This is a genomic window from Treponema sp. (assembly GCF_045657965.1).
In the GTDB taxonomy this organism is placed as follows: Bacteria; Spirochaetota; Spirochaetia; order Treponematales; family Treponemataceae; genus Treponema_D.
Genome location: NZ_JAZOUG010000138.1, coordinates 1 through 12,797 on the forward strand (window position 1 = coordinate 1; position 12,797 = coordinate 12,797).

General features: G+C 40.5%; 10 protein-coding genes and 2 tRNA genes. 10 read left to right on the forward strand and 2 right to left on the reverse strand.

Annotated features, from left to right (window positions below):
* Positions 1–141: 141 nt before the first annotated feature.
* Positions 142–1,170, reverse strand: a complete 1,029-nt coding sequence (locus ACKI5B_RS04975) for a hypothetical protein (RefSeq protein WP_407426436.1) — start codon at positions 1,168–1,170, stop codon at positions 142–144.
* Positions 1,171–1,373: 203 nt separating this feature from the next.
* Here ACKI5B_RS04975 and ACKI5B_RS04980 point away from each other — a divergent pair, with 203 nt between their 5' ends.
* From ACKI5B_RS04980 to ACKI5B_RS05005, 6 genes are all read left to right on the forward strand, one after another.
* Positions 1,374–2,546: a type III PLP-dependent enzyme gene (locus tag ACKI5B_RS04980; RefSeq protein ID WP_407426438.1), complete on the forward strand. Its 1,173-nt coding sequence runs from the start codon at positions 1,374–1,376 to the stop codon at positions 2,544–2,546.
* Between the two features lie 400 nt (positions 2,547–2,946).
* Entirely contained in the window at positions 2,947–4,830 is a 1,884-nt protein-coding gene (locus ACKI5B_RS04985; RefSeq protein WP_407426440.1) for a hypothetical protein, read from the forward strand.
* Positions 4,831–4,849: 19 nt separating this feature from the next.
* On the forward strand, positions 4,850–6,760 hold the full coding sequence (locus ACKI5B_RS04990; protein ID WP_407426442.1) for a glycoside hydrolase family 36 protein: 1,911 nt from the start codon (positions 4,850–4,852) through the stop codon (positions 6,758–6,760).
* 2 nt (positions 6,761–6,762) lie between these two features.
* Positions 6,763–8,259, forward strand: a complete 1,497-nt coding sequence (locus ACKI5B_RS04995; RefSeq protein WP_407426444.1) for a DUF6937 domain-containing protein — start codon at positions 6,763–6,765, stop codon at positions 8,257–8,259.
* Positions 8,240–8,926 carry a TetR/AcrR family transcriptional regulator gene (locus ACKI5B_RS05000; RefSeq protein WP_407426446.1) on the forward strand — a complete coding sequence of 229 codons (687 nt, stop codon included), beginning with the start codon at positions 8,240–8,242 and terminating at the stop codon, positions 8,924–8,926. The genes ACKI5B_RS04995 and ACKI5B_RS05000 overlap by 20 nt, the downstream gene beginning before the upstream one ends.
* A gap of 16 nt (positions 8,927–8,942) precedes the next feature.
* Positions 8,943–10,397: a glycoside-pentoside-hexuronide (GPH):cation symporter gene (locus tag ACKI5B_RS05005; protein ID WP_407426448.1), complete on the forward strand. Its 1,455-nt coding sequence runs from the start codon at positions 8,943–8,945 to the stop codon at positions 10,395–10,397.
* On the opposite strand, the gene ACKI5B_RS05010 is transcribed toward ACKI5B_RS05005, so the two are convergent.
* A complete protein-coding gene (locus tag ACKI5B_RS05010; RefSeq protein WP_407426450.1) occupies positions 10,363–10,827 on the reverse strand; it encodes a DUF2798 domain-containing protein in 465 nt (154 codons plus the stop codon). The genes ACKI5B_RS05005 and ACKI5B_RS05010 overlap by 35 nt on opposite strands.
* A gap of 223 nt (positions 10,828–11,050) precedes the next feature.
* Here ACKI5B_RS05010 and ACKI5B_RS05015 point away from each other — a divergent pair, with 223 nt between their 5' ends.
* The 4 genes from ACKI5B_RS05015 (at position 11,051) to ACKI5B_RS05030 (ending at position 12,643) form a co-directional block, all read left to right on the forward strand.
* Complete coding sequence (locus ACKI5B_RS05015) at positions 11,051–11,923, forward strand: aldo/keto reductase (protein WP_407426452.1); 873 nt, start codon at positions 11,051–11,053, stop codon at positions 11,921–11,923.
* The gene (locus ACKI5B_RS05020) at positions 11,923–12,393 is read left to right on the forward strand and encodes a low molecular weight protein-tyrosine-phosphatase (protein ID WP_407426454.1); all 471 of its coding nucleotides are present in this window, start codon (positions 11,923–11,925) and stop codon (positions 12,391–12,393) included. Before ACKI5B_RS05015 ends, ACKI5B_RS05020 begins: the two co-directional genes overlap by 1 nt.
* An 81-nt stretch (positions 12,394–12,474) precedes the next feature.
* A tRNA-Lys gene (locus tag ACKI5B_RS05025) sits at positions 12,475–12,547 on the forward strand.
* 23 nt (positions 12,548–12,570) lie between these two features.
* Positions 12,571–12,643: transfer RNA gene (locus ACKI5B_RS05030), tRNA-Lys, on the forward strand.
* Positions 12,644–12,797 lie beyond the last annotated feature (154 nt).

Below are 12,797 nucleotides of genomic sequence, written 5' to 3' on the forward strand. Positions count from 1 at the left end.
CCTCCGCCGGTATTATCCGGATCAGGTTGGAACTTCATACGAAGTTCTGCGGGTATAATCTCAGCAGTGCGATTATTTAAGAATCAGCACTGCACCCCAGACTTGAAAAATTATAATGAATTGAATTGTGATGGACAATAATTAAGTGCCAAAACAGATTACGAATTTGCCTGTGTAATCTCTGTCGACTAATTCTTTATAGTACTGGTTTTCCCAGGTCATTTCGTAATACAGACCGCCCCATAAATGTGAGGATTTCTTTCGGGTTTTTGAAGGATTTAAGATTTCACCGCCGTAACGCAGAGTCAGGGTATGCATGGAATATCTTGTGTTTGAAATATCAGAGGAAAGGGTGGTTCTAAGATTGATGTGCTGATAGGAAAGCTGGGCCTTTATTCTGATATATCTGAAAAAATCCAATGCAACAGTCTGTTTTATAAACGGGTATGAAAAAGAATTAGAATCAATTTTGTAAGAATCTGTGTAGGTATCGCTGCCAGTGTAGTAATTGATATTGTAATCTGTAGAGAGTGTCATAAAATATGCCGGAACGAAGAAGGTTTCGCAGGTTAAGGAAATGTATTTATGAAGAGGAAGATTTAAAATATAACTTGCGGCAGGACCAAACAGGTGATAGCTTTGGGTTCCGTTACTTGTCATTAAACATGAGCCGAAAGTGTCGTTATTATAAATAAAGCCGTTTTGATTTGCTTTTAATAAATTGTATTTGTAATAGAAACCGATATTAATCTGGTTGAAAAGAGACCGTGAATATACACTTTCGTTACCAAAAGAAAGAACTACAGGAAATGTAATGACTGTGACTGAGCGGGTTTCGTCGCTTGTAAGATTGTCCCTGGAATTTACTGAAGTTGTATAATGATCGTATTCACCCCGGATGCTTTGTGAAAATGTGTCGCTCCAGTCATAATAAGCAGCACCAAATATCATGCTTCCGTGTCTGTGAGGCTCTGCTCCAAAATCAATTCTGAACGGATATCTGTCGTCTAATAGATCCTTAAAGAAAAAAATTGCTTTGTATCTGGCTCTTGTTTCTTCTTCCTGAGTTTCAATTTCTGCTTCTGAGAGAGTTTCATCTTCCTCGGAAAATAAAAAAAATGGAGTGAGTAATAATAGAAGTGAAGCAAACAATAAGCGAAAAATACGCATATTCTGCCATTATATATGAATACTTTTATTTTGTGAAATTCGACTGTAAAAAAAATCGTAAAATTTATAAAAAAAATCTAAAAATTATAGACCATATCTCTATTTTCATTTATATTCTCACTTACATCTTTTTATATATAAGGCGGTTGCAGAAAGCTTGCTTTCAAAGACCTGCTGGAATCACATTTTTCAGGTGGTATTTCATGTTCAATCGTGAGGACTACATTTCTGATTCAGAATGGAAAAAATTTCTGGAGTTTTCAAAAGATTTAGAAACTCCGAATGTTGTGATTAATCTCAAGCAGATTAAGTACAATTTCATCAAGCTCCGGGATTCTTTCCCGTATGCGCATATTTACTATGCGATGAAGTCGAATCCAGGAGAGCCGGTTTTAAAAATGCTCGCCGAACTTGGTTCGAATTTTGACATTGCTTCCCGCTATGAGCTGGATAAAATTATGTCTCTTGGCGTTACCGGAGACAGACTTTCTTACGGAAATACAATCAAAAAAGCAAAAGACATTAAGTACTTTTATGATAAAGGTGTGCGCATGTTCGCAACCGACTCAAAGGACGACCTCAAGCAAATTGCAGAAAACGCTCCCGGTAGCCGTATTTATGTGCGTATGTTAATGGAAAATACTCAGAGTGCTGACTGGCCTCTTTCCCGAAAATTCGGCTGTCACCCAGATATGGCTTACGACCTTCTTGTAATGGCAAGAAATCTCGGTCTTACTCCATATGGAGTTTCTTTCCATGTAGGAAGCCAGCAGCGCGATATTGGTGCCTGGAACGATGCAATTGCAAAGGCTTCTTATCTGTTCTCTTCCCTCGAAGAAGAAGAAGGTATCCGTCTTTCTATGATTAACATGGGAGGCGGCTTCCCGGCTCATTACATTCAGCCTGCAAACGATCTTGCAACATACGCTTCAGAAATTACACGCTATCTTCATGATGACTTTGGCGATGAAATTCCTATGATTATTTTAGAGCCGGGCCGTTCTTTAGTTGGCGACTGCGGAATTTTAACAAGCGAAGTAATCCTTGTAAGCCGCAAAAACAATACTGCTTTACAAAGGTGGGTTTATCAGGATTCAGGCAAATTCAACGGCCTTATCGAAACTTTGGACGAGGCAATGAAGTATCCGGTAATTTCTTCAAAAGATAAACCGGGCGAAAAAGAAGGTGAAGTAATTCTGGCTGGTCCTACCTGTGACAGTGCTGATATCATGTACGAAGATTTTAAGTACAAGCTTCCGCTTTCACTTAAAGCCGGCGATAAACTTTACTGGCTTACAACCGGTGCGTACACAAGCACTTATGCAAGCGTTGAATTCAACGGCTTTCCTCCGATAAAAACTTATTTTATGGAATAGAACAGATAAAATACTAGGTTAAACTTCGATTTTTAAAATCACTGCGCTAATTCAAAAACATTGTTTCATAACTTAATTTTGAATTACACTCTCAGTCGAAGATGCATATGAAATCCCGAGAAACGGTCGTGGAATTCCTATTACCCTCATCCGCGTGAAGACAGACGCACTTTTCTGGAAGTGTACGCATTTTTTTGTTCAGTTGATGAAACTCGACATTCATCTTACTTTTAAATCCGCTGGCTTAAAGAAAGACGGCGGATTTTTTTTGCAAATTTAGAATTTTATTGTTGACAGAAAGTGATAGCGGTACTATCATAATTTTTGAAAAGAAAATTGATAGAGGTACTATCAATTTAACAATTGATTTTCCATAAGGTTATAAAAAAAAGGGGGAAATATGAAAAAACTTATTGCTGCCGCTTCGGCTCTGGCTCTCACAGCAGGTCTAGCTTTTGCAGAAACACACGAAACTCTCAAGGCACACACCCTGCAGACGAGCGTTGGAGACATCTCATTTGGTGCATGGGGGCGTTCAACATTTGAGTTCGGACACCGTAGTGATTCAACAAAAATTACAGCAGATACAACCGCGACAGGTGAAGCTGCTATAACCGCTGCAACAGATGCTATGACAGCTTATGAAACAGCTAAGGCTAACGGTACTGTAAGCTCGATGAGTGCTTATGGTGTTACATCAGTAGAGCTTGCAGCAGATAACTCTAACTATACAGAGTATGCTACTGCTGTTGCAACTTATGCTGGTGTTGTTGCTGCAAGTGCCGGAGGCGATGGAACTGCAACTGGTGCTGCTGTAGGTGATGCAATGACAGCTTATGCTCTCGTCACAACCATGAAAGGCCTCGAATCAGACACATCTGATTCTTCAAACTATGCTGCATTGAATCCGGACTGGAGTTACGGTAACCGAATCGGTTTCTGGATTATCGGCCGCACACCGGATCAGAAATTCGGCTTTGACTTTAACCTCGATGCAGACGGCCGCGCACTGTTTGTACATAAACTGTGGGATTCAACAGAAACCACAGCTGATACAAACTACAACGAAGACGGTAAATATGCTGTTGCAATCGGTGACCAGGCAAAAATCTGGGGATTGTTCGATAACCCGCTTTTCCAGACAAAAGTAGCATTTGGTCGAATGAGAGAACAGGTTCTCCGTGGTACTATCGGTGACTTTGGTCAGAGAGAATCAAGCGAAGTTAAATCAGAAGATGATATTTTCCAGGAAATTTGGACAGCAACAGGCCTGTTTGCTTCTGTAACAGGTAATCAGGATTCAGTATTGAACGGCTTCTATGCAAATGCTTCAATCGACCCTGCAGGTCTTATCGGAATTACAACAGACGAAGATGGAAATCTTGTTTCTTCTTCTGACAGTGCAACTGACACTGACAGCTCAAAGTCAATTCCGCTTTACAAGGCTGTACGCAACTTCCAGGGCGGTATCGGCTACACAATTCCAGGCCTTGCTCAGATTAAAGCTCAGTACTGGGGGGACTCAATCGACACCTCAAACTACCGCTACGCAACAAGCACATATAAAACTGCACGAGATGAAGGCTTTGGCATGAACGATTATTACGGCCGCATGGAATTTGGTATTGACTTCCTCGGCTTTATGGGTGGCGCTACAAGCTTCCTTGATCCAAACCTTGACCTCGAAAAAACACCAAACGCAAATCTTATTGAGCTTGGCTTTAAGGTTCCTATTGTTACAGATGAAGACCTTCGCGACTATGACCCTGAAAAATTCTACAACTGGTACTCTTGTCTTGGTACAATGGGCGTAATTCAGAAAGGCTTTATCCTGTACAAAGCACACCTTTGGGGCGGACAGGGCGTTTCTAACCTTGAACAGTATTCTTACGACCTTATAACAATGGACAAAGGTGACGGTGCTGATATCTTTATGGCTGGTGTAGACTTCCTTACAGAAATCTGTATGAACCCGTTCGGAAAGCAGGATGTATTCCTTGGTCTTTCAGGAAACTACAATATCACTTCTGCAAGTGCTGAAGGAGGGTTTACTTACGGCGGAAACTCACTTTCTATCGAAGACCTTGAACTTCGCCAGCATAAATTCTCTGCTGAAATCTACGTAAAGAAAACATTTGCTTCAAACAACTTTATGTTTGCCGGACTTGCAGGTGACTTCACAATTCAGAGCATGGAAGGTACAGTAAACAGTGTTGTAGATTTGAGCTACAAATCTTCAAGCAAAAAATTCTACATGCCGATTGGTGTAGAATTATTCTTCTAATAAAACAAAGGAGTGATTTATGGAAAGAAAAGAATTTTTTTACAGCGGTGAGCAGACAACTGACACTGAAAACAGAATTTTTGCGACTCTTTCCATTGATTCACTCCTTGAAACCTGTCTGAAAGAAGCTGACATCGAAAAAAAAGAGTTTATCGATTTTGCAAAAGAAAATGATTTTGCGTTTTATGGTTCCGGCTGGCAGTCCTGGGGTTTCGGTGGTGAAATTGATGCGGGAAAATATCAGAAAAGATATCTTCCAGTTGTTCCTCAGTGGAAACATTATTTTACTGTTCCGGGAACTCTCCCAAAATCCTTAAAATCAAAAAAGCTGCTTGTTGCATCATTTTTCATGTATTTGAGATGGAACATAAACGGCAAAAATTTTTACTTTGCTTTATGTTCTGCCGGAAATATACATAGTTCTAAAAATCAATCTGCGCTTCCTCCGGTGAACTTTTACGTTGACCGGAAAAAGCGTTCGATTAAGTGTACTGTCTGTGCAGACGGAAAGACCTGGAGTGAAGGCGATAAAATAGCTGAGCTTGCATTTTTTACTGCAAAAAATTTTTTTACTCTCAGTGAAAAGACCCAGAATCTTTTTGCTTCGGACAAAAAATCACGCTTTGGAACACTTGATTTTCTGAATATTACACCGGAAAAATCAAAAATAACTGTTGCAGGCTGGGAATCCTGGTATAACCATTATGCCGGCATAAACCAAGAACTTATCAAAGCTGACCTTGAAAGCCTTTCTCACACAGAAAATCTTATCAAAAAGTATGTCTTAGATTCAAAAAAGCCCTGCGTATTTCAGGTTGATGACGGCTGGGAAATCTCGCTTGGTGACTGGGATGCCAGAAGAACCCGTTTTCCGGGCGGCATGAAAAATCTTGCAAAATCAATTTCAGAAAAAGGCTATATTCCGGGGCTCTGGCTTGCTCCGTTCATCATTGACTGGAGAAGTGAAGTTGCAAAGGCTCACCGCGACTGGATTTTACGCGACAAAAAGGGAAAACCGATTGCCGCAGGCTTAAATCCTTTGTGGGGAGATACTTTTGGAGGCGACCAGCCGTCTCTTCCGTGGTCATATTTCTGTTTTGATTTGAGTATTGATGAAGTTGTAAATTATCTTGACGGCTTAATTGACACTGCCGTAAATGAATGGGAATTTCGCTATCTAAAACTGGATTTTCTTTTTGCCGGAATGATTAAAGGCGAATTTAAAAACGGCGGGGCTGCTTACGAATGGTACGACAGGGCTGTAAAAGTCCTTACAAAACGTACACAAAACAATAAGGGCGAAAAAGTTGCTTATCTTGGCTGCGGCTTACCGTTTGAGGTGAGTTTTAATGCTTTCCCGCTTTCAAGAATCGGCTCTGACACAAAAGAAGACTGGGATGTTGCCTGGATGAAAGAGGCAAATTTCCCTTCAAGAACGAGTGCTTTTGTAAACATGCAGAGCACACTCGGACACGCATTCTGGGACAACGGCGTTTTTATCAACGACCCTGATGTAGTTTTCCTTCGTTACGAAAATATTTCGCTTTCTGATAAGGAAAAGACTTTAGTTGCGCTTGTAAATTATCTTTTTGCAAGCCAGATTATGCATTCAGATGACCCTGTGCACTTTAACAACGAAAAAGAAGGCGGTTTTACAGATAAAATCACTTCGCTTTACAAGACTTTTGAAAATGAAGATTTCGGAGTTGAAAACAGAGATTCCGTCACTTACTTCATTTTTTCTAAAAATGAAAAATACGCAGGCTTTATCAACCTTTCAGAAAAGCCTGTCTATATAGAAAGATGCGAACTGGTTTCAAGATTCAAGGAACGCCCTGAAAATCTTGAAACAGTTGTGGAATACGCAGAGAGAACGAATGAAGGCTTTATCTTTGAGCCACATTCGATTTCAATTTATGAGGTGAAATAATTATGGATAAATCATCAGTTATCTTTGGAAATATAATCGACAAAAAGACCCTGCGCAAAGCTGCGGCACAGCAGAAAAAATTCTTAAAAAAATTCGGTGATGACAGAAATACGCCTTATCATCTGGCGGCTATGGATAACGAAGTTCTCACTCCTGCTTTCGGTGCAAAAGTGCTTGTGCTTTCAAAAGAACCTCTTGGAAAACTGCCCGAAAAATCTGTCATAATCGGAAATATCCGCATGGGATTCGGCCACTACCGCATTTCAATGGCAATGGCAAGTGCAGCCCACGCTTTAGGCTACACACCGCTCTGGCTCGATTTGAATTCTTTCCCGGAAACTACCTGCACAAAAATCATTGCATATCAGAATAAACTTTATTCTATGGCAAGCCGTCTTTCCCAGAAATCAAAGCTTTTCAATAAGCTTGTCTGGGATCCGCTCAACACGGAAGGCTTTAAGCGCCTTACTTACAACGCAGGAGACCAGAAAACGGCCGAGCTTATGACTCCTGTTTTAAACGACCTTCCGAAAGAAACTCCGTATATTGCAACTCACGTCTGGCCAAGTCAGGCTGCCGTTCACGCAGGATTTTCGCATGTCGTTAACGCAATTCCTGACAACTGGGCGATGGGACTGCATTTGAGTGAGGGCTCCCTTCATCTTGTTCAGACTCCTTCTTCGTATCTTTCTTACCGGACCCTCAAAGGCTTTGCAGGAGAGAAAATCTTAAATCCAATGAGCGAAAACGATATTCTTTATGCAGGTCACTATATGGACGATGAAATGGTGTCAAATATTGAATCTGACTGCAAAAAACGCCTTGAGCGGATTAACGGCAAAAAGCCGCTCCGCTTCCTTCTGACAATCGGCGGGGCAGGAGCTCAGGGAGATTATTTTGCATCTCTTATCAAAACTCTCATTCCGTACATAAAAGAAAATAAAGCAGCCCTTTATCTTAACATCGGCGATTACGAAAATGTCTGGGATTTCTTTAAATCTAAAATCAGCGGAATCGAGAAACTTTCAAAAACTCACTTTAATGACTGGAACTTCACGAAAAATTTTGCAGAAAACGCCCTGAACGACGGTGACTGTACGAAAGAAGAATCGCACGGAATCCATGTTTTCTGCCATAAAGACATTTTTGCCGCTGTTTATGCGACAAATCTTTTGATCCGCTCAAGTGACGTTCTTATTACAAAGCCGAGTGAACTTGCTTTTTATCCTGTTCCGAAGCTGATGATTCAGCATGTAGGTGGACACGAATGCTGGGGTGCAATCCGGGCGGCAGAAGTCGGAGACGGAACTCCGGAATGCCCGAATCTTGAATGGGCATGCTCGATGCTTTGCCAGTTCATAAAAACTCCTGACTTACTCGAAAAAATGAATCATGCTATCATGTCTAACAAAAAAGCCGGTATTTACAATGGCGCTTATCACGCTGTAGAAAAAGCAGCCGGCATTGAGGAAAGTAAATATGAATGGGCAGGCAGGTGAATCTAAGCTTAGAGAAGAAAAAAAGAATTCACGGATTCAGTTTATTATTGAGTGTGCTTTCGGGCTTTTTTCTGAAAGCGGAATCGACAATATTTCAATGAACGATATTGCTTCCGCAAGTAAAATAGGAGTTGCTTCTTTGTACCGGTATTTTACTACAAAAGAAGAGCTTGCCATTGAAGTTGCAACCTATGCCTGGCAGATTGAGCAGACCATTTTTACCGAAGTTTTTACGAGTGAAGAATACAAAAATTTAAGCGGGTTCAATCAGCTTAAAGAACTTCTTGAAATTTTCAGTGATGCAATCGTAAGTCAGAGAAGCTTTTTCGGATTTATTTACTATTTTGATTCGTTTATCAAAAAAGAAAAGGTTTCTTCTGACCGGCTTGCTCAATACGAAAAAACAATTTCTGAGACGAATGCAATCGTTATTCATGCCCTCGAAAAGGGAATTGCAGACGGTTCTATTTCGCTCAGTGGAAGTAAAAATGAAGTGCTTGCAAAAGCCAGTGTTCAGGAAATGTTCACTACAATGCTGCATTCACTTTTCTGTCTTGCACAGAAACTCTCAATTTCAGGCGACCTTTTGAACATGGATACCATGGTCGAAAGCCGCAAACAGATTGAGATTCTGATAAATATAATTCTTGTTGCGCTGAAAAATTAAAAAAAAGGAGAAAAATATGCTTGGCTTAAAAGAAAAACTGTCATACGGTCTTGGGGCGGTCGGAAAGGACATGGTTTACATGCTTTCTGCCAGTTACATTCTGTATTATTTTCAGGACATTCTTGGGGTAAGTGCGGCCGCTATGGGCGTTATTCTGCTTGCTGCGCGTGTGTTCGACGCATTTAATGACCCTATTATGGGCGTTGTTGTTGCAAAAACTAAGACCCGATGGGGAAAATTCAGGCCCTGGCTTTTAATCGGAACTCTTACTAATGCAGTAGTTCTTTTCCTTATGTTTGCAGCTCCTCCCCGCCTTGATGCCGCAGGTCTTGTTGCCTATGCTGCAGTAACTTACATTCTCTGGGGTGTTACTTACACCATGATGGATATTCCTTACTGGTCAATGATTCCGGCCTTTACTTCAGGCGGAAAGGAACGCGAAGGACTTACGACGCTTGCCCGAAGCTGTGCCGGAGTCGGCTCTGCAATAATTTCAATCGCAACAATGATTGTAGTTCCTCTTCTTGGAAAAATGTTTGGCAGCACAGCTCCAGCTGATTTAATTCACCGCTATCCAAGTTCGCAGTGGGCAGAACTTAACGGATTTAAGTTTTTTACTCTTGGAGTTTCCGTTCTTTTCGTAATATTTACTCTTGTTATGTGTCTTACAATAAAAGAAAAATCATCTGTAGACATGAAAACTGCTAAAATCAGTGAAATGTTCCGTGCGCTTCTTCAAAACGATCAGGCTATGTGTGTAGTTCTTACAATCGTTGTAATAAACATTGCACTTTACATTACTTCAAATCTTGTAATTTATTTCTTTAAGTATGATTTGGGGGGAACTTCATGGAATGACAGTTACGCGCTCTTTAACATGGTCGGAGGCGGAACTCAAATCCTCGCAATGATGATTTTGTATCCGTTTTTAAGAAATCTTCTCAAGCTGAACAACATAAAGATTTTTTATGTAAGCATTTCAATGAGTATAATCGGCTATATTGCACTTTTTGCAATGGCAACACTTGGTGTAAATAATGTTGTTCCTTTTTTGATTCCAGGTGTTCTTGTAATGGCGAGCGCAGGTGTTAACAATGTAATTATCACTGTTTTCCTTGCAAATACAGTTGATTACGGCGACCTTAAAAACGGACGCCGTGATGAAAGCGTTATTTTTTCTATGCAGACTTTTGTTGTAAAACTTGCTTCCGGCGTTTCGGCATTTATTGCTTCAATTGCACTTTCAGTTCTCAAGTTAAAGCAGTATACAGACGGTGCTGCCGGATTTGCAAATATTGATTTTTCAATCGGTGTTTCTGCTGCCTCGAAAATGGGACTGCGAATGGTAATGACAGTAGTTCCGGTTATTGTTCTTTTAGGCGGTCTTGTAATTTTTAAAAAACATTTTATTCTTACTGACGCCAAAATTGAAGAAATTAATTCCGAACTAAAAGCGAGAAAATCCGTCTGACGACAGGACCTGCAAAGCATAACTGCCAGAAAAATGCCATCGGAAAGTTCAAAACTGTGGTCTTAATCCAGATTGAGACCACTTCGCTTTGCAACAGCCCGCCTTTGAATAAAATTGTTGCTGCAAGGCTCATCATCGGGCACATAAACATTACTGAGAGAACCGAAATAGCAAGAATAATAAAAATCGGTTTTGTCTCAGCAGGATTAAAAATCTTAAAAGTAAATTTTTTTGCCAATGGACCTGCAATAACCATGTCGAGTACAAAGGCAATCGGCCCCATAATCAAAAGTTCTTTGAATGCACCCAAAAAGACCATGTTTGATAAATCACTAATGGCAAGACTCATATTATAGCAGATGAGCGCATAGACCATAAAAAAAACCATTAAAACTGTAAAAATGATTTCCTGAAATAAAGACTTTGGCATAATTTAACCTCCAATGCCGAAAAATTATCAGCAAGATTGTTAAACTACGCATTTACGAACTGGAAAATTGTAAAAAAGCGCATGAGGCTTGGAATCAGAAATCCCAAGATTCAATCTCGTGTTGGAAAAATTTAGCAGATTTTAGAAAATTATGCAAGAATATTGAATAATTTACAGTGCTTCTTTTATGGTTTCTTTTAACTTTCTGTGCTAAACTTGAGTTATGGAATTAAACTCACTTACATCAACATTCACATTATTAAACGGAAATAAAATCCCGTGCATAGGATTCGGAACCTGGCAGAGTGCGGACGGCGATGAAGCTTACAATGCTGTTTTTTCTGCCCTTAAAAACGGTTACCGTCATATTGATACAGCGGCCGCTTACGAAAATGAAGAAAGTGTAGGAAAGGCAATCAATGATTTTTTGGCTTCCAGCGGCGTAAAACGTGAAGAGCTTTTTATTACCACAAAGCTCTGGAATAATGACCACGGATATGAATCAACCAGAAAAGCAATCGAAACTTCACTAAAAAAAATGAATCTTGATTATCTTGATTTGTATCTTATTCACTGGCCAAATCCGCTCAAATTCCGAAACTGCTGGCAGGAAACTAATGCAGGAAGCTGGCAGGCAATGGAAGAAGCTTATGAGGCAGGAAAACTACGTGCGCTTGGCCTTTCAAATTTCCGGCAGCACCATATTGAAGCTCTTCTAAAAACAGCGAAAGTCAAGCCGATGGTAAATCAGATTATGGTCTGTCCTGGACAGAGCCAGAAAGAACTGTGTGAATATTCACGCTCGCTTGGAATGCTTGTCGAAGGTTACAGCCCTCTTGGAACTGGAAAGATTTTTTCAAGTGAGCAGATGCAGAATCTTTCTAAAAAATATGGCCGTTCTATCGCTCAAATCTGCATCCGCTGGAGTTTACAGCAGGGATGTCTTCCGCTTCCAAAAAGCGTTCACGAAGAGCGAATCATTGAAAATGCTGAAGTATTTGACTTTGAGCTGGAAGAATCTGACTGCATTTTAATTGCAAATCTTACCGGTCTTGAAATCCGCCAGAACCGGAATCCTGATGAGGCACCGTTCTAATGAAACGAATATTATTTATCTGTCACGGAAATATCTGCCGTTCGCCAATGGCCGAAATGGTGATGAAACATTATGTAAAAAAAGCCGGGCTTGAAAAAGATTTTTACATTGATTCTGCCGCTACAGACTACGACGAAATCGGAAACGGAATGCACAGGGGAACCCGACAGATTCTTACTCAGAATAACATTCCGTTCACTGACCACCGCGCCCGCCTTGTTACTCCCGACGACTATAACGAGTTCGACCTTCTGATTATCATGGACAGCGAAAACGAGCGTCATTTAAAAAGAAGGGTAGGCGAGGATACTGAAGATAAAGTCCACTATCTTTTGGAATACACTGGTGAAAACCGCGATGTAGCAGATCCATGGTACACCGGCAATTTTGAAGAAACCTGGAGTGATGTTACAAGAGGGTGTTCTGCACTTCTTAAGTTAGTAACAGCAAAAAATAAAATCAGTGAATGAATTTCTAAAAAAATGCTTTTTCTACCCTTGACTAAAATAAAAATAATGTATATTATTCTTTTCATTCAGCAATGAACACATGGGCTATTAGCTCAGTAGGTAGAGCACCGCCCTTTTAAGGCGGCTGTCGATGGTTCGAATCCATCATAGCTCATTAAAGTTTCATGTGTTGGAGTTGGGCTATTAGCTCAGTAGGTAGAGCACCGCCCTTTTAAGGCGGCTGTCGATGGTTCGAATCCATCATAGCTCACAAATCGGGAACATCTGCTCAGATGTTCCTTTTTTTTTCCGGCGCATGAGCCGGTGAAAACATGTAGCGAAGCGGAATGTTTTCACAATAAACCACCTGCTATGCGGGTGGTGGGCAAAAGCTTATAGCAAAAAAAACTTTCCTCGAAGGTGTA